16 protein-coding genes and 3 tRNA genes are annotated in these 18162 nt (G+C 21.6%); 6 read left to right on the forward strand and 13 right to left on the reverse strand.

What is annotated here, in order from left to right; all coding sequences use genetic code 11:
- Positions 1 to 5: 5 nt before the first annotated feature.
- Positions 6 to 1418, reverse strand: a complete 1413-nt coding sequence (sbcB, locus tag D9V80_RS02245; RefSeq protein WP_187306490.1) for an exodeoxyribonuclease I — start codon at positions 1416 to 1418, stop codon at positions 6 to 8.
- Positions 1419 to 1469: 51 nt separating this feature from the next.
- A tRNA-Asn gene (locus D9V80_RS02250) sits at positions 1470 to 1542 on the reverse strand.
- Between the two features lie 166 nt (positions 1543 to 1708).
- On the opposite strand from D9V80_RS02250, the gene D9V80_RS02255 reads away from it, so the two are divergent.
- Positions 1709 to 1781 (forward strand) — tRNA-Ile (locus D9V80_RS02255).
- 19 nt (positions 1782 to 1800) lie between these two features.
- Here the strand turns inward: D9V80_RS02255 and dut are convergent.
- The 10 genes from dut to pgi all read right to left on the reverse strand — a co-directional run bounded on the left by dut (position 1801) and on the right by pgi (position 13560).
- Positions 1801 to 2265, reverse strand: a complete 465-nt coding sequence (dut, locus tag D9V80_RS02260) for a dUTP diphosphatase (RefSeq protein ID WP_158353819.1) — start codon at positions 2263 to 2265, stop codon at positions 1801 to 1803.
- A gap of 111 nt (positions 2266 to 2376) precedes the next feature.
- Positions 2377 to 3156: a 3'(2'),5'-bisphosphate nucleotidase CysQ gene (locus D9V80_RS02265; RefSeq protein ID WP_158353821.1), complete on the reverse strand. Its 780-nt coding sequence runs from the start codon at positions 3154 to 3156 to the stop codon at positions 2377 to 2379.
- Positions 3157 to 3260: 104 nt separating this feature from the next.
- Entirely contained in the window at positions 3261 to 3713 is a 453-nt protein-coding gene (gene rplI, locus D9V80_RS02270; protein WP_158353824.1) for a 50S ribosomal protein L9, read from the reverse strand.
- A 38-nt stretch (positions 3714 to 3751) separates the two neighbouring features.
- Complete coding sequence (gene rpsR / locus D9V80_RS02275) at positions 3752 to 3979, reverse strand: 30S ribosomal protein S18 (RefSeq protein ID WP_158353826.1); 228 nt, start codon at positions 3977 to 3979, stop codon at positions 3752 to 3754.
- A gap of 77 nt (positions 3980 to 4056) precedes the next feature.
- Entirely contained in the window at positions 4057 to 4404 is a 348-nt protein-coding gene (gene rpsF / locus D9V80_RS02280) for a 30S ribosomal protein S6 (RefSeq protein WP_158353828.1), read from the reverse strand.
- Positions 4405 to 4860: 456 nt separating this feature from the next.
- Positions 4861 to 6156, reverse strand: a complete 1296-nt coding sequence (locus tag D9V80_RS02285) for an adenylosuccinate synthase (RefSeq protein ID WP_158353830.1) — start codon at positions 6154 to 6156, stop codon at positions 4861 to 4863.
- Positions 6157 to 7388: 1232 nt separating this feature from the next.
- A complete protein-coding gene (miaA, locus tag D9V80_RS02290; RefSeq protein ID WP_158353831.1) occupies positions 7389 to 8342 on the reverse strand; it encodes a tRNA (adenosine(37)-N6)-dimethylallyltransferase MiaA in 954 nt (317 codons plus the stop codon).
- A gap of 330 nt (positions 8343 to 8672) precedes the next feature.
- On the reverse strand, positions 8673 to 9845 hold the full coding sequence (locus D9V80_RS02295) for a mannitol-1-phosphate 5-dehydrogenase (RefSeq protein ID WP_187306491.1): 1173 nt from the start codon (positions 9843 to 9845) through the stop codon (positions 8673 to 8675).
- A gap of 95 nt (positions 9846 to 9940) precedes the next feature.
- On the reverse strand, positions 9941 to 11845 hold the full coding sequence (locus D9V80_RS02300; RefSeq protein WP_158353836.1) for a PTS mannitol transporter subunit IICBA: 1905 nt from the start codon (positions 11843 to 11845) through the stop codon (positions 9941 to 9943).
- Positions 11846 to 11916: 71 nt separating this feature from the next.
- Positions 11917 to 13560: a glucose-6-phosphate isomerase gene (pgi, locus tag D9V80_RS02305; RefSeq protein WP_158353838.1), complete on the reverse strand. Its 1644-nt coding sequence runs from the start codon at positions 13558 to 13560 to the stop codon at positions 11917 to 11919.
- A 212-nt stretch (positions 13561 to 13772) separates the two neighbouring features.
- Here pgi and orn point away from each other — a divergent pair, with 212 nt between their 5' ends.
- Positions 13773 to 14312, forward strand: coding sequence for an oligoribonuclease (gene orn / locus D9V80_RS02310; protein ID WP_158353840.1), 540 nt, complete (start codon positions 13773 to 13775; stop codon positions 14310 to 14312).
- Between the two features lie 76 nt (positions 14313 to 14388).
- A tRNA-Gly gene (locus D9V80_RS02315) sits at positions 14389 to 14461 on the forward strand.
- 90 nt (positions 14462 to 14551) lie between these two features.
- Here the strand turns inward: D9V80_RS02315 and rpmE are convergent.
- On the reverse strand, positions 14552 to 14776 hold the full coding sequence (gene rpmE, locus D9V80_RS02320) for a 50S ribosomal protein L31 (protein WP_158353842.1): 225 nt from the start codon (positions 14774 to 14776) through the stop codon (positions 14552 to 14554).
- 506 nt (positions 14777 to 15282) lie between these two features.
- Here rpmE and hslV point away from each other — a divergent pair.
- The 3 genes from hslV to D9V80_RS02335 all read left to right on the forward strand — a co-directional run bounded on the left by hslV (position 15283) and on the right by D9V80_RS02335 (position 18027).
- On the forward strand, positions 15283 to 15813 hold the full coding sequence (gene hslV, locus D9V80_RS02325) for an ATP-dependent protease subunit HslV (protein ID WP_158353844.1): 531 nt from the start codon (positions 15283 to 15285) through the stop codon (positions 15811 to 15813).
- An 11-nt stretch (positions 15814 to 15824) separates the two neighbouring features.
- Entirely contained in the window at positions 15825 to 17165 is a 1341-nt protein-coding gene (gene hslU / locus D9V80_RS02330; RefSeq protein WP_158353846.1) for an HslU--HslV peptidase ATPase subunit, read from the forward strand.
- Positions 17166 to 17277: 112 nt separating this feature from the next.
- Positions 17278 to 18027: an FAD-binding oxidoreductase gene (locus D9V80_RS02335; protein WP_158353848.1), complete on the forward strand. Its 750-nt coding sequence runs from the start codon at positions 17278 to 17280 to the stop codon at positions 18025 to 18027.
- Positions 18028 to 18162: the final 135 nt, after the last annotated feature.

An 18162-nucleotide genomic window follows, 5' to 3' on the forward strand; every position in this document is an offset into this window, starting at 1 on the left:
TTTTATTAATAAAATTTTTTAATTAAATTTAAAAAATAATCATATATTTTATAATATATCTTTTTATCAATATTATTCATAATATTTTTACAAAAAATATCATTCAATTTTTTTTTATATATACGTATATATTTTATACTAAATACATGTTTACAATAAACATACCACTTTTTCTTTTCACTATATGTTAAATGTGTAAAAAAATTTCTTGCTTTCATTCGAAAAAATAAATCATTTAATCGATAATCTTGAAAATACACATTTTTTATAAAACATTTTTGAGAATATATGTTATGTATTTTTTCCATTTTTTTTTGATCTGATACATTAAAAAAATTTTCATACAATTTTAAATCAACATTATTGATAAAATTCCAATTTTTTTTTTGAATTAAAAAATTATTAATTTCTTTAAAAACATAAATATATTGATCAATCAATACAAAATTTTTAATACATTTCTGTAAATTTATATTTAATTTTTTAATCGATGTATTATCTAAAACGTTTAAAGGAGCAAAAATTGGACACTTATTTAAATAAATAACTATTAAACCTGTTTCAAACAATTTTTTGATTTCCAATTTAAAATTTTTAACTCTAAGAAAAACCTTTAAAAAAATTGAAAAATCATATTTTAAATCAAAACAAATTAAAAATGTTGCATTTTTTGTACTACATAAAATCATTTTAATCATACTGACATTATGATTACAACTACCAAAAATATTAGAAACATAAAAAATAGGATCATATTTATATTTATAAAATAAATTTATTAATTGTTTTTTTGTACGATGATTAAAAAAAAAATTAAATAAATTCGGTTGAGCATTTTTAATTAATTTTGCTATTTCAATAGTTGCATAAACGTCTGATAATGCATTATGTGCATGAAGATGTTGTATCTTATTACATTTTGCTATATCTTCCAATTTAAAACTAATTAATCCAGATTTTTTTTTAGGCCAAATAATACCATTTGGACGAAATACATAACATGCCCTTAAAACATTAATCAAATCCCATCTAGAATTATTGTTTTTATAACTCCATCCATATGGATCTAATAAATTTCTATAAAAAATATTCCTAGTAAATTCATCATCAAAATTAATATTATTAAAACCTAAAATACAAGTATTATGTTTAATAAATTCTTCATATATTTTTTTAGAAAAAAAAAACTCATTCATACCCTTTTTCAGGGTACATTGAGGAATAATTTTAGTAATAAATATGGAAAGAGGGTCAGGAAGATAATCTAAAGGAGGAGTACAATATATTAAAATAGGTTTGGAAATAATATTAAAATTAACATCAGTTCTGATACAAGCAAATTGAGCAATCTTATCTAATCTAGTATGTAAACCAAAAGTTTCATAATCATAAAATAAAAAAGAAAATTTTTTTTTCACAATATTATTTTTTTTAAAAAATGAGGTAAAATAATGTAAATTATATATTTACTCCTCCGACTGGGCTCGAACCAGTGACATACGGATTAACAGTCCGCCGTTCTACCAACTGAACTACAGAGGAAAGTTAAATTAATTATACCTATAAAAATAAAAATTGTCAAAAATTATTTTAAAAAATTAAATAAATAATATTTACAAAAAATAAAATTAAAATTATAAAAAATAAAATAATTAGTAGATTATATAATAAAATTGTTTTATAATTTATTATAATAATAATTTTATAAGGCCCCTTAGCTCAGTGGTTAGAGCACGCGACTCATAATCGCTAGGTCGCTGGTTCAAATCCAGCAGGGGCCATAAAAAAATTACAACATTTTTAAAATTTTCCAGTATGACCAAAACCTAATTTTCCTCTTTTAGTAACATTGTTAAATTTTTCAACAAAATGAAACTTTGGTTTTATTATGGGAACAAATACTAGTTGAGCTATACGCATTCCGGGTTCAATACAAAAAGAACATTCAGTCTGTCTATTCCAAATAGATAACATAATTTCTCCTTGAAAATCAGAATCAATAATTCCCACTAAATTTCCCAAAACTATTCCACATTTATGCCCTAATCCAGATCGAGGAAAAATCATTCCAGTCACCATACTATTATTAATATTAATAGCAATACCAGAAGATATTAAAATTGTTTTGTTTGGATACAATAAAATCTTTTTATTACAACATGCTCTTAAATCAATTCCAGAAGAAAATGGAGTACTATAATCAGGTAAAGAAAAAATAGTTCCAATTCTAGAATCAACAATTTTTATATCAATATTTAAATTCATTTTTTTTCATAGTAAAATTATATATTGTAAAAGATATGTATATATACAAATTATTATATTTTAATAATATTTTTAATAAAAAATAATTAATCTAATTTTTTATATTTAAAATCATAAAACATATGAAGAAACTATAAAACCAGAATTTAATAAAATTGAATTATGATTTTTTAACTGATAATTAATTACACTCCCAGAAAATGTTTGTATATGTCCACCAGCTCCTATAATAATAGCATGACCAGCAGCTATATCCCATTTATAAACTGGATTACATCGAGGATAAAGTTGAGCTTTTCCTTCTGCAATTAAACAAAATTTTAAGGATGAACCCATTTTTTTTATTTTATATTTTTTGTTTATATTTTTATCAACATACTCATAAGTATTTTGATCAACATGAGAACGACTTAATAATACAGTGTGTGTTTTTTTTTTTTTGACAAAAATTTGTTTAGGTTTAAAATTACTGACTTTTTTCCAAGACTTTTCTAAAAAAAAATAATAAAATGTATCTAAAAAAGGAACGTATATAACGCCTAATATTGGATTATTATTATATATTAAAGCAATATTTACAGTAAATTCAGGAATTTTCTTAATAAATTCTTTAGTTCCATCTAAAGGATCAATTAACCAATATAATTTTTGATTTTTCCAATTACTATCAAAAAAAAAATGTGATTCTTCTGATAATACTGGAATATTTTTATCTAATTTACATAATCCTTTTACTATTATTTCATGAGAATCTTTATCAGCAATAGTTAAAGGAGAATGATCTTTTTCTTTAAAAGTAATAACATTATCATCAAAAAAACTAATTTTATTATAGACATCCATAATAATATTTCCAGCTTCTTTTGATATTGCTAATATTTCATTAATCATATATACCTTTTTTCATAGATTAATGTAACAAATTCTATTGTTTTTGTTTTTTTGTTTGTTAAAGAATTAAAATATATCTCTTTTTATTGTTATATTAAAAAAATTTATCTTTCAGAAACAATTTTAAGTGTAATATTTTCACATACATCTTTATGAGGATTAAATAATACTACATGTTCCCCAATTGTTCGTAAAGTTCCACTAGGAAGTTTAAAATCGCTTTTATTTAATTTTATTCCTAATATTCTTATAGATTTTATAATATCCCTAATACCTATCGAACCAAATAATTTTCCACCTTCTCCAGACTTAGAAAAAATTATAATTGGTTGTAAAGATTTAATTTTTTCTGCCTTTGCTTTGGATAATACAAATTTGTTGTATGATTCTTGTGCTTTTTGCTTTCTTTGTTCATGTAAAATATCTAAATTTTTTTTATTTGCAATAACCGCTTTTCCTGATGGAATTAAAAAATTTCGCGCATAGCCTGCATTAACTTCTACTTCATCTCCTATTAATCCAATATTATAAACTTTGGATATAAGAATTACTTTCATATATAACATACCCCTGTTATTTTTTACAAACAAAAAAACTATTTATGATGATCAGTATAAGGTAATAAAGCTAAATAACGTGATCTTTTAATAGCTGTAGACAATTGTCTTTGATATTTGGATTTAGTACCTGTAATACGACTAGGAACAATTTTACCACTTTCAGTAATATAATTTTTTAAAATATTTATATCTTTATAATCAATTTCTCGTATACCCTCTGCAGTAAATCGACAAAATTTTCTTCTTCTAAAATATCGAACCATATTAATAATGACCTTATAAAAATTATATATATGAAAAATATGAAAAAATAAGTATCAAAATACTTAATTTAATATATTTAATTAATTGAAATATTTTTATTATCTTCTTTATTTTGTAACATAGGAGATGGAACAGTTATTGCTTCTTTTTTAGAAATAATAATACTACGAATAATAATATCATTAAAACGAAATTTTTGTTCTAACTCATTAATAATTTTTATAGGTATTTCAATATTTAATAAAATATAATGAGATTTATGTAAATTATTTATCGAATATGCCAATTGTCTTTTTCCCCAATCTTCCATTCGATGTACAATACCTTGATTTTGTTGTATTAAATCAATATATAATTTAGTTAATGTTGTTACTTGATCACTATGATCAGGATGAATCATGAGTACAATTTCATAATGTCTCATTAAAATAGTCCTTGTTATATAATCTTTATGTGAAATAATTAAATTATTAAAAATATATTTAAAATATAATATACATTTCTTTATTTTATTATATTTTTATTAATAACAATATACAAATTATTATAGAAAATTATCTAATATAGATATATTAATTTATTATAATATAACTAATTGAAAATAATATAATAAATGCTATTTATAAAATATGTTGCAATATTATAGTATATAAAAAAATTATATAATTGCATAAAATAGTAATCTTAAAAAAATTTTATATAAAAATACAACATAAATAAAAATTTTTTTCTATATATAAATATTTGTATTTTTTTTCAAAAAATATTTTTTTAAAATAAAAAATTTACATAATTATTTCTATAATAATCATAAAAAATATTGAATAAATATATTTATATAATAAATAAAACATTACAATTTATTTACAATAAATATTGTTTATAAACAAAACGGATTTTTTAACATAATAGTATTATTTCTATCAGGTCCATTAGAAATTATATGTATTGGAATATCTAAAAAAGTTTCAATAAAATTAATATATTCTTTTAATTCTGTCGGAAAATTATCAAAACATCGTATACCTGAAGTATTTTTTTTCCAACCATTAAAAACTTTATAAACCGGAATAATATTTTCCCAACCTTGCATAGAATATGGAATATTTGCAATTATTTCTTCATGTTGATTTTTATATCCAATACATATTTTAATTTCAGATAAACCATCTAGAACATCTAATTTTGTTAAACATAATCCTGTTATTGAATTTACAGATATAGATTGTTTTAACAATACTAAATCTAACCAACCAGTACGTCTTCTACGCCCAGTAGTAGCACCACGTTCTTTACCTTTATAAAACAAATAATCATTTATATCTTCTGATAATTCAGTTGGAAAAGGACCAAAACCTACACGAGTTGCATAAGCTTTACATACTCCTAATACATAACCTAAATTACGAGGACCAATTCCAGTACCTGAAAATATTCCTGAAGAAGTAGTATTAGAAGAAGTCACATAAGGATACATTCCATGATCAATATCTAATAAACTTCCTTGTGCTCCTTCAAAAATTATTTTTTTGTTTAATAATATTGATTGATTTAATAATAAAGTAACATCTTTAGTTAATTTTAACAGTTTAGTTTTATATGTGTTAATTTCTTTTAACACTTTTTCATATGAAATAGACTTTTCAGAAAAATAAGTTAATTGATAATTGTAATATTCTGAAATATCTTTCAAAATCATTTCTAATCTATGTTCATCTTCTAAATCTGAGATTCTTAAACTACGTCTAGCTACTTTATCTTCATATGTAGGACCAATACCTTTTCCAGTAGTTCCAATAGCATTGGAACCTCTTTTTTTATCTCGAGCAATATCTATAGCAATATGATAAGGTAAAATTAATGAACAATTTTTTGAAATAAACAATCTATTTTTTACTATTAATCCAGATTGTTCTAAATGACTAATTTCTTGAAATAATGCAATAGGAGAAATAACAACACCATTTCCAATAACACAAATTTTGTTTTGATATAAAATACCAGAAGGAATTAAATGTAATACCGTTTTTTTATTATTTAAAAAAATGGTATGACCAGCATTATTTCCTCCTTGATATCTTACAACTATTTCAGCATATTGAGTTAAATAATCTACTATTTTTCCTTTTCCTTCATCACCCCATTGAGTACCTACAATTACAATTTGCGATTTCATAACATTAATTCCATTTTATTCATAAAAAAGTATATGAAATACTTTTTTATCATTTTTATATGTAAAAATATTCAATATATATTAATAATAACTGATTGATAAAATGAAAAAAAATTATATATTATAATTTTTATAAACCGTTTAAACATTTTATGTTATATAGAAACATATAATTCTTTGCATAAAAAAAAATGTTTTATTTATTTATATAATTAAATTATTTTCATAATTTGATTTATAAATATATTGAAAGTAAATTTCTATATTGTATAAAATATATTTTAATAAAAAATAAAAAAAATAAAAAATATATCTTATATAAGCTATCTTATATAATTATATTATTATGTTCTTAACATATTATTTTTTAAAATAATGCAATTTTTACAAAATAATTCAAAAACAACACTACAATTTTTTTAAAAATTACATATATATAATTTTACATAATATTGTTTTTAAAAAAAATTTTAAATTCTTTTAAAGAAAAAAGTACTTATGAATATAATTTAAATTAAGAAACAATATAATAATATTATAAAATTTAAATAAAAAATGATAAGTTAATAAATTTTTATTTAATATCAATAAAAAGTTGTTAATAAAATTAATATAAAAATAATATTATATATCAACAAATAAAAATTAAAAAACTTAATTAATATTAATATTAAATGATGTCAATTTATAAACATTTATTTCATATTTTTACATCAAGTAATTATAATTATTATATATGATAATATAAATAAAAACATGTTTGAAAAAAACAAAAAAGGAAAAATAAATATATAGATATATATAAAAAATATTTAAGAAAACATATAATATTTATTTTAAAATAAATAATTTTATATTTTTAAAAATATTACAAAATAAATAAAAAAAATTTTTAACAAAAATATATATTTTTAATAATTTATATTAAAATTAGTGATATTACATTTAAAAAAATGTGATAAAAATAAATCAAATTATATTTATTAATGAAAATTTAATTAAAAAATAAACCTTAATATATAGTGATTATTCTTTAAATGTTAATATTATACATCAATTATATTTACATCTATTTACAAAATAATATTTTTAAAAAAATATAATACTACATTTTTAAAAATGTAAAAAATAATGATGAAATTATTTTTATAATTATTATTAGATAATTTTTACATACGATTTTAAAACATTTCATTCAAAATACTTATTTTTAAAAAAAATTTTATTTATAACTATAAATTCAAATTCATATTTTTTTTTAAAATTATTAACATCATATCTAATGATAATTGTTTATTTTCAATATTTAAAAAATAAATATTTTTCCATTTTTTTAACCAAGTAATCTGTTTTTTATATAACTGACATGTAGCATAAATTGATTTTTTTTGCATATCCTGATAACTAATTTCATTATTTAAATAACTCCACATTTGACGATAACCTACACATCTTATAGAAGGTAAATTAGCATTTAAATCACCTCGATTAAATAATTCTTCAACTTCTTTTTGAAAACCTAATTCTAACATATGAAAAAAACGTGTTTTAATTCTTTCATGTGCAATAAATCGATTGGAAACAACCATAGAAAACTGTATAACTTTATAAGGAAAACGTACACCATCTTGTTTTTTAAAAAAACTTGTTGTTAAACCAGTAGAAAAATATATATTTAACGCTCTAATAATTCTTCTTGAATCATTTTTATGAATCAATTTTGCAGAAAGAGGATCTATTTTTTTTAAGTATGTATATAAATATTTTAATTTTTCTGGTTTGTGAATACAACTCAACATTTTATTTTGAAAATAAATATTTTTTGGAGGAGTAGGATGCCAACCATGTAATAAAACATGATAATATAACATAGTTCCTCCAACTAATACCGGAATTCTATGAGAATTGATACTATCTTTAATAGCTTGCAACACATCTTTTTTAAATCTAAAAATTGAATAAATTTCCACAGGATCAACAATATTAACTAAATAATGAGGTACCATTTTTAATTGTTCAACACTAGGTTTAGCAGTACCAATATTCATATATTTATATATCAACCCTGAATCAACACTAATAATATTAATTGGTAAATAATTATTCAATAAAATTGCAAAATCAGTTTTTCCAGAAGTTGTCGGTCCCATTAAAAATATAACAATAGGTTTTTGTATACATATCATAATAAACCATTATTAAATAAGTTAAATAAAAAAATTATTATTAATATAAAATATATTTTAATAACCAGTATATATTTTGATTACATAAATAAAACTTATTAAATATTAAATAAAAATTTAATAAAAAATAAAATTGATTTATATTAATAATGTATTTTTCTTGAAAAAAAAATTAAATTAAATATGATTATATTAAACTATATAAATTATATTTCATTTTATAGAAATACGTATTTATTATATGTTAATAAATAAATATTTTTTAATAAATAATTTTATTTATTAAAAATAAAATAATATTTTTACAATGATTATGAATATTATATTAATTTATATATTTTTTTTTATTTTATTATATAAATATACTATTTCATTATTTAAATAATGATGTACATCAATTTCAGAAACTTTATATAATACTAATGATATACCATACTCTTTTATTAAATTTTGTAACTTTATTGCTTCATTATCATGTATATTTTTATACATTAATGCACTTGCAACTCCGTATAATAAATATTTATAAGATAAATTAAATTGTATTGCTTGAATAATGGGTTTTATTAATCGATCTTGTTTTTTTAATTTATTTATTGGATTTCTTCCAATCCTTAATAAATAATCTGTAATATTTTTATTATTAAAACGATCAAATACACTAGAAATATATATATCATTTTTATCAATGATTTGATTATATTTACTATTTAATACATTCATACTTTCTTTCATTGATTGCTGAACAATATTTTTAACATTCATATCATTAATAGCCTGATATGTCGTTTCATATCCATGAAGTAAACCAAAATATGCTAAAATTGCATGTCCAGTATTCAGAATAAAAAATTTTCTATCTAAAAAAAAAGATAAATTCTTAGTTTTAACTATACCAACAATATGCTTATAACATCCTTTATATTGTTTTTGATCAATCACCCATTCATAAAATGGTTCAACTGATACATCTAAACAAGAGGGATGATTATAATCATTATTATGATTAGTTAAAGGAATTATTCTATCTACACAAGAATCAATAAAACCAATATAATTATGACAATATTGATGTATATGTAATGGAAGCATTTTTAATACGATTTTTTTAAATTTAGTCCCTCCTAAAACTATATTTTCACATACAATTATATTTAATACTTTTTTATGGTTTTTTTTAAATCTTATGATAATGTTATTAACAATTTTAATAGCAACTGTATATAAATTATTTACTCCTACAGAAATAGTCACTAAATCTACACAAAACAAATAATCACTGAAATAATGAGAATTAACATCAATACATTTTACATTAAAAATATCTTGAAAATAACGATTTTTATTTCCAATTATATTAATTCTATATTTATTAAATTTATTAATTAATTGAATTAAGTTTGTATCAACATCAGCTAAATATACTTCATAATCTGATTTTTGTAATATAGGAACAACTAAACCTCTTCCAATATTTCCTGAACCAAAATGTAAAGCTTTCATAAAAAACCTCATGTCTTTATCAACATTTTTGAAGAAAATTTAATATAATTTGATAAAAAATTTATGAAATTGTATAAAAAAGTTGGAAAAAATATTTATAAAAAAACTTTTATAATTTTTTTTTTATCATTAGTAGTCATTAAATTATTTAAAATTATAGGATCATCTAATGCATTAGTAATTTTACTTACAACATGTAAATGTTCATTATTATTTGCAGCAATACCAATCACTAATTTAGCAATATCATCTTTATGATCACCAAACATCACACCTTCAGGAATTTGTACAAATACTATACCTGTTTTTTTTACAAATTTTTTTCCTTCTAATGTTCCATGTGGAATTGCAATACATTCCCCTAAATAAGTGGTAGATAATTTTTCTCTTTCCAACATCGAATCAATATATTCTTTTTGCACATAACCCAATTTATATAAATGTTCTCCTACAAATTGAATTACTGTTTCTTTATTTTTCATTGTGCAATTTAAAAAAATATTTTCTTTTGATAAAATAAACATTTTTTCTGTTTGCAATTTTATATTATTTTTATTTTCAGATATAGTTGTTTGTATATTATTTTTTTGATATACAAATACTTCATTAATAATTTTTTTATACATCTCTACATCAAGAAAATTAGTAATAGAATAATGAAGAGAACTGGGAGCTTTTTTCTTTGCTCTTTCAGTTAAAAATTTATGAGTAATTACTAAAATATTAGGATCATTTGGTAATAAATTAATGGCAGAATTTGAAACTAAAATATTCGCAACATTCATTTTTTTTAATTCTCGACTAAATATATTAGATGCTAAAGCACTCGATCCTAAACCTGCATCACAAGCAACAATAACTTGTTTTATTATATTATTTTGTACAGTAGATTTTTTTTTAACATTAAAATCTAAATGATTATTTTTTAATTCTTCACTATCATATAGTGTACTTTTAATAACATTAGTTGCATATTTTTTTTTATTATATTTATTTAATGTAAGATTATCTATGTATATCAAAAATAAAGATATAAAAAATGATACCAAAAAAGAAATAAACATTACTAATATATTCACAACATATGATCCAGGAGGAGTCATAGCTAATATAGATAAAATAGAACCTGGAGATACTATAGAATATATACCTCCTTTAAAAGTTACTAAAAGAAATGTACCAGCTATACCTCCACATATTAACGGAACAAATAATTTTAAATTTTTAAGAACATACGGAAAATATATTTCGTGTACTCCTCCAAATAAATGAATTAATGCTCCATTTAAAGCAAATTTTTTAACATTTCTATTTTTTCCTAAAACAGAAAATGCAAATAGTATTCCAGCACCAGGACCAGGATTAGACTCTATTAAAAAAAAAATAGATCTATTCGAATCATGTATTTCTTGCATTCCCAATGGAATACAAAAAGTATAATTTATAAAATTATTTAAAAAATATACTTTAGACGGTTCAACAAATATTGAAATTAATGGAAAATAATGAAAATCTATTATTGTTTGAGTAACAAAAAATATCATATAAGATACATATTCAAACAATGGAGTTATAATATATAAAGAAACAAATAACAATAAAATAGTTATAATACTATTAGAAAAACTAATTATTATCATTTCAAAACCACTTTTTACATTATTTTTAAAATAAATATCATTTTTTTTAATTAACCATCCTACCAAAGGACCAATTAATATTGCAGGTAAAAACATGTTTGAAAAAGAAAATAATACCACTCCTAAAACAACAATACTTGCAATAACTCCACCTTTGTGTTTTGCAATTGATGCCCCTCCGGTATATGCAAGTAAAATAGGTATTAAATACAAAATAATAAAATTACTAATTTTTTCTATATTTTCATTGGGAAACCAGCCTAAAGTAGAAAAAAAAGAATGTAAAAAACCATATATTATAAAAACTGTCATATTTGGCATAATTATGCTACTTAAAAAATATACTATTTTTTTAAGCATCGAATATTCCTTAAATATTTAATATCTTCGTTAAAATAAACAAAAAAGTTAATAAAAATTATTAACTAATTTTAATTTTTTTTTCTTTTTTTACATAAATTTATTATATTATTAGTTGAAGTATCGTATTTAATTGTCGAACAACTACTTGTTATATCAGCATAAATTTCACTTGCAAGTTGTTTACCTAATTCTACTCCCCATTGATCAAAACTAAAAATATTTAAAATTACACCTTGCACAAAAATTTTATGTTCATATAGAGCAATTAATGATCCCAAAGAAAATGGATTTAAATGATTTAATAAAATTGAATTACTAGGATGATTTCCTTGTAATGACTGAAAAATATGTAAAAAATCTTTATCTTGATTATGATATTTACATTTCAAAAAATTATCATTACTTCCAAAAGCTAATGCTCGAGTTTGTGCAATAAAGTGTGCAGTTAATCGATTATGATGTTCTAATAATGTATGATTAGGTGTTATAGAAATAATAAAATCACACGGAATTAATGTAGTTCCTTGATGCAACATTTGATAAAATGCATGTTGTCCATTTGTTCCAGGAGAACCCCAAATGACCGGACATGTCTTCCATTGTACTCGTTTACCTAATCTATTGATTGATTTACCATTCGATTCCATAACTGCTTGTTGTAAATAAAAGGGGAAATTTATCATATTTTGATCATATGGAAAAATAGCTTCTGTTTCAGTATTAAAAAAATTCATGTACCAAATACTAATTAAAGCTAAAATTACTGGAATATTATTATAAAATTCATTATGAAAAAAATGTTGATCCATATTATAAGCACCATCTAATAAACTTAAAAAATTGTCAAATCCTAAAGATAAAACAATAGATAAACCAACTGCAGACCATAAAGAATATCTTCCCCCTACCCAATCCCAAAATTGAAAAATATTTTCTCGTGGAATTCCAAAACTTATAGTTTTAGTTATATTTTCTGAAACAGCAATAAAATGTTTAGCAAGAATTTTTATATTTTTTAATTTTGTTCTTTTAAAAAACCATTCCTTTGCATAATGAGCATTAAATAATGTTTCTTCTGTATTAAAAGTTTTAGATACAACTATAAATAAAGTTGTTTCGGGGTTCACTTGATCAAGTACACTTTTTATATGAGATCCGTCAATATTAGAAACAAAATGTATTTTTAAATGATTTTGATAATCTTTTAAAGATTCTACTACCATCTTAGGTCCTAAATCTGAACCTCCAATACCTATATTAACAATATCAGTTATATTTTTTTCAGTATATCCTTTCCATATTCCTTGAATGACTGTATCAGAAAAATTTTTAATGCGATTCAGTTCATCATGAATTAAAGGCATAACATTTAAATTACCAGAAAATATAGGATGAATTGTTCGATTACGTAATGCAGTATGTAATACAGATCGATTTTCAGTAACATTGATTTTTTTTCCTTCAAACATTGCATTAATGGCACTTCTTAAATGAGTTTCTTCACATAATTGAAATAAAAGATTCAAAGTTTCTTCATTTAATCGATTCTTAGAAAAATCAATAAAAATCGCATCTTGAAAGTTTCGAAACATCGTCTTGTATCTATTTGGAAATTTATCAAAAAAATTTTTTATATGTATGTTTTTGATTTCAATAAAATGTTGTTGAAGTTTTTTCCACGCATCTGTATTAATTGGGTTAATATTTTTCATATTTTTTAGTAAACTCGTTATAGTTTGTTAAATTTTTTTTAAAAATAATGTTAAAATTATGAAATAAAAATAATAAAAATTATTGATTATACATATAACTTACTACTATTTTTATAAAAAAAGTATGTTAATTTTATTTAATTAAAAAACATTAAATCTTTTTCAAAAAATGAAATAAACACTTCACAACATTATAAATAAGATAACTTAAAATGAATCAAAAAAATTTGATTTGGCTAGATTTAGAAATGACCGGATTAGATCCGAACATAAATAAAATAATAGAAATTGCAACAGTCATTACTGATCATCAACTAAACATTCTAGATATAGGTCCAATCATGGCTATTTATCAAAACCATACTATATTAAATAAAATGGATCCATGGAATATTACTACACATACTCAAACAGGATTAATAAAAAAAGTAAAAAATAGTACTATTAATGAATATCAAGCCGAAAAAAAAACGATTGAGTTTTTAACAAAATGGGTAAAACCACAATGTTCTCCTTTATGTGGAAATACTATAAATCAAGACAGAAACTTTTTAAAAAAATATATGCCTAAATTAGAATCATACTTTCATTATCGTAATATCGATGTCAGTACATTAAAAGAATTAGCAAAAAGATGGAAACTCGAAATAACTCATAATATAAAAAAAAAAAAAACACACTCTGCTTTATCAGATATATATGATTCAATAGAAGAATTATTATTTTATAAAAAATTTTTTATAAAAAATTAAAAAAAAAATTTTTTTTTAATTTAAATTAATAAAATAATATGTTAAAGTTATTCTAATTAAGAAATATTTTTATATTGCGGGAATAGCTCAGTTGGTAGAGCACAACCTTGCCAAGGTTGAGGTCGCGAGTTCGAATCTCGTTTCCCGCTCAAAAAAATATTCATCAATACATTATTCAATTAAAAAATATTTTTTATTTATTAAAATAATAAAGAAATACACATTTTATAAAAAAAATATTATTGAGAATTTTTTATATTAAAATTATGATTAAATTTTTTATTAAATTTTTCTATTCTACCTCCTACATCAGTGCTTCTTTGTTTTCCTGTATAAAAAGGATGACATTGAGAACATACATCTAAATGAATGTTTTTTTCTATTGTAGAAAAAAAATTAATTATGTTACCGCAAGAACATATAGCTTGCACTTTATTATATTGTGGATGAATATTTTTTTTCATAATAATTCCTAATATGTTATCATTTAATAGTAAATTTAAAAAATTTAATTAAATTTAAAAATATTTATTAAATAAAAATAAATTGTGCTATTAATACTATATAAAAATAAAATTAAGTTCAATAACAATTAAAAATAAAATATTATTAATAATAAGAAATAAAATAAAAAACTTATTTAAAAAAAAATAATTATATAATATAAATTAAAAATAATGATCAGATAAAAAAATTATAATTTTTTATTATATTTACAGTTAATATAATTATTAAATTTAAATTTCAATTATTATTTAATAAATTTAATTATAAATATATATGAAATCACTCTACCCTTCTCGAAAACAAAAATATAACTTATCAAAATAATATACAAATGGTTTATATTATACATTAATCACTTGAATTCAAAAAAAATACATAAATATATATTGTTAAACCACTTAACATAGCAATTTTATTGCTATACTTCCAAAATAACATTTTATTTTAAAAAGAGAATCATGTAGTGACAACAATATTAAGCGTGAGGTTAAATAATACTGTAGTAATCGGTGGTGATGGACAAGCTACATTAGGTAATACTGTAATCAAAAGTAATGTAAAAAAAGTAAGATCTATTTATAATAATAAAGTAATAGCTGGATTTGCAGGTGGTACAGCAGATGCATTTACTTTATTTGAACTTTTCGAAAGAAAATTAGAATTACATCAAGGTCAATTACAACGTTCAGCTATTGAATTAGCTAAAGATTGGAGGTCAGATCGAATATTAAGAAAATTAGAGGCTTTATTAGCCGTAGCTGATATTCACAACTCATTAATTATTACAGGAACTGGTGATGTAATACAACCAGAAAACGATTTAATTGCAATTGGATCTGGTGGATCATTTGCTCAAGCAGCAGCAAAAGCTTTAATAGATAATACTGTTTTAAGTGCTACTGAAATTGTTAAAAAATCTTTAAAAATCGCTGCAAATATTTGTATTTATACAAATCATAATTTTACTATTAAAGAAATTTCTTCCAACAGTTAAGGATTAATCTGATGTCTAATATGACTCCTCGAGAGATTGTGAGAGAGCTTAACAGATTTATTATTGGCCAAGAAAAAGCAAAAAAAGCAGTAGCCATTGCTTTAAGAAATAGATGGAGAAGAATGCAATTAGAAAAAGAATTGCGTAGTGAAGTAACACCTAAAAATATATTAATGATAGGACCTACAGGAGTAGGTAAAACTGAAATTGCAAAAAGATTAGCAAAATTAGCCAATGCTCCATTTATTAAAATAGAAGCGACAAAATTTACTGAAGTAGGATATGTAGGAAAAGAAGTTGATTCTATAATTAGAGATTTAACTGATGCAGCTGTAAAAATAGTTCGTATGCAAGCAATAAAAAAAAATCAAACACGAGCAGAAGAAATGGCAGAAGAAAGAATTTTGCAAGTATTGATTCCTATTTCTGAAAAAGATTGGAAAAAACAAGAAAATAATCTCAATAGACCATCATCTACTATTCAAATATTTCGAAAAAAACTCAGAGAAGGACAACTAGATGATAAAGAAATAGAAATTAATATAGCTTCTACTCCTATGGGTGTGGAAATCATGGCCCCTCCAGGTATGGAGGAATTAACTAATCAACTACAATCATTATTTCAAAATTTAAGAGGAGGAAAAAAAAATAGTAGAAAATTAAAAATAAAAGATGCTTTAAAAATCCTCATAGAGGAAGAGTCTGCAAAAATACTAAATCCAGAATCAATAAAAAAAGAAGCTATACATGCTGTAGAACAAAATGGAATAGTATTTATTGATGAAATTGATAAAATATGTAAAAGAAGTGGACAAACTTCTTCCGGGTCAGAAATTTCTCGTGAAGGTGTACAACGAGACTTATTACCTTTGGTTGAAGGATGTACAGTTTCTACAAAACATGGAATGGTAAAAACTGACCATATATTATTCATTGCATCTGGAGCATTTCAATTATCTAAACCATCTGATTTAATACCAGAACTACAAGGAAGACTACCAATCAGAGTAGAATTGAATGCATTGACCGTAAACGATTTTGAACGTATTTTAACAGAACCAAAATCATCTATTACAGTTCAATATCAAGCTTTAATGCAAACTGAAGGAGTAAAAATTCATTTTACAAATGAAGGAATTCGACGTATTGCAGAAGTCGCATGGAAAGTTAATCAATCTATGGAAAATATTGGCGCAAGAAGACTATATACAGTATTAGAAAAACTAATGGAAGAAATATCATTTAATGCAAGCGATCAAAACGGCGCTGTTGTTGAAGTAAATGCATGTTATGTAGCTCAACATTTAGATGAACTGATATCAAATGAAGATCTCAGTCGTTTCATTCTATAAAAAACATAATTATATACACACAATAAGTCTCCTTCTCAGGATTGTATCTGAGATAGGGTACTTATCAAATCTTACTATACTTGTTTAATACACAAATTTGAAAATTAATATAATGAATAATTTAATTGAAGCTACATTAATTAAAAAAAAATTTTTTTCCAATAATTTATTTAGTGTTTTTTTTTCAGCTAAAATTGAAAATTTTATTCCTGGACAATATAATAGAATTATTTTTATAAATCAAAATTCAGAAAAAATACAAAGAGCTTATTCTTATGTTAATTCACCAAAAGAAAAAATTATTGAATTTTATGTAGCTTTAATTCCAAATGGAATTATAACACCACATTTATTTTCTTTATTACCTCAACAAAAAATAAATATATATCAACAATCTTTTGGTTTTTTTACATTAAAAAATATTCCAATTTGTAAACATCTTTGGATGTTTGCTACAGGAACAGCGATAGGCCCTTATTTATCTATTTTACAAGGTGAAAAAAAAATTAATCAATTTAATAAAATAATATTAATTCATGCAGTCAAATTTGAAAAAGATTTAAATTATTTAAAACTTATGTTGAAATTACAAAAAAAATATAACAACAAATTACAAATTATTACCATTCTAAGTAGAGAAAAAAAAGACGGATCATTATTTGGAAGAATACCAAAATTATTAACAGAAAAAAAAATAGAAAAAAAAGTAGATTTAAAAATTAATAAAAAAGATTCTCATATAATGTTATGTGGAAATCCTAACATGGTTAAAGAAACAACAAAAATCTTAAATTCAATATATAATCTTAATATACACACTCAAAGAAATGCTGGTCAAATTACAATAGAACACTATTGGTAAAAAAATTGTTTATATATTAAATATATATATAATGAAATGAATATCTATAAATAACTATAACAACTATATTTTAATAATATTATTTAAAAAAATTGTGTCAAAAAAGTGTTGTCAACACTTTTTTGAAAAAAAATC

It is taken from the genome of Buchnera aphidicola (Thelaxes californica) (genome assembly GCF_005080825.1).
GTDB classification, from domain to species: domain Bacteria; phylum Pseudomonadota; class Gammaproteobacteria; order Enterobacterales; family Enterobacteriaceae; genus Buchnera_I; species Buchnera_I aphidicola_V.

What these genes read in the sequence shown, in the direction of transcription:
- rpmE (WP_158353842.1), bottom strand. Translation starts at nt 14,776, where the DNA reads ATGAAAAAAAATATTCATCCACAATATAATAAAGTGCAAGCTATATGT.
- hslU (WP_158353846.1), top strand. Translation starts at nt 15,825, where the DNA reads ATGTCTAATATGACTCCTCGAGAGATTGTGAGAGAGCTTAACAGATTT.
- orn (WP_158353840.1), top strand. Translation starts at nt 13,773, where the DNA reads ATGAATCAAAAAAATTTGATTTGGCTAGATTTAGAAATGACCGGATTA.
- rplI (WP_158353824.1), bottom strand. Translation starts at nt 3,713, where the DNA reads ATGAAAGTAATTCTTATATCCAAAGTTTATAATATTGGATTAATAGGA.
- dut (WP_158353819.1), bottom strand. Translation starts at nt 2,265, where the DNA reads ATGAATTTAAATATTGATATAAAAATTGTTGATTCTAGAATTGGAACT.
- D9V80_RS02295 (WP_187306491.1), bottom strand. Translation starts at nt 9,845, where the DNA reads ATGAAAGCTTTACATTTTGGTTCAGGAAATATTGGAAGAGGTTTAGTT.
- pgi (WP_158353838.1), bottom strand. Translation starts at nt 13,560, where the DNA reads ATGAAAAATATTAACCCAATTAATACAGATGCGTGGAAAAAACTTCAA.
- D9V80_RS02265 (WP_158353821.1), bottom strand. Translation starts at nt 3,156, where the DNA reads ATGATTAATGAAATATTAGCAATATCAAAAGAAGCTGGAAATATTATT.
- rpsF (WP_158353828.1), bottom strand. Translation starts at nt 4,404, where the DNA reads ATGAGACATTATGAAATTGTACTCATGATTCATCCTGATCATAGTGAT.
- D9V80_RS02285 (WP_158353830.1), bottom strand. Translation starts at nt 6,156, where the DNA reads ATGAAATCGCAAATTGTAATTGTAGGTACTCAATGGGGTGATGAAGGA.
- rpsR (WP_158353826.1), bottom strand. Translation starts at nt 3,979, where the DNA reads ATGGTTCGATATTTTAGAAGAAGAAAATTTTGTCGATTTACTGCAGAG.
- D9V80_RS02300 (WP_158353836.1), bottom strand. Translation starts at nt 11,845, where the DNA reads ATGCTTAAAAAAATAGTATATTTTTTAAGTAGCATAATTATGCCAAAT.
- D9V80_RS02335 (WP_158353848.1), top strand. Translation starts at nt 17,278, where the DNA reads ATGAATAATTTAATTGAAGCTACATTAATTAAAAAAAAATTTTTTTCC.
- miaA (WP_158353831.1), bottom strand. Translation starts at nt 8,342, where the DNA reads ATGATATGTATACAAAAACCTATTGTTATATTTTTAATGGGACCGACA.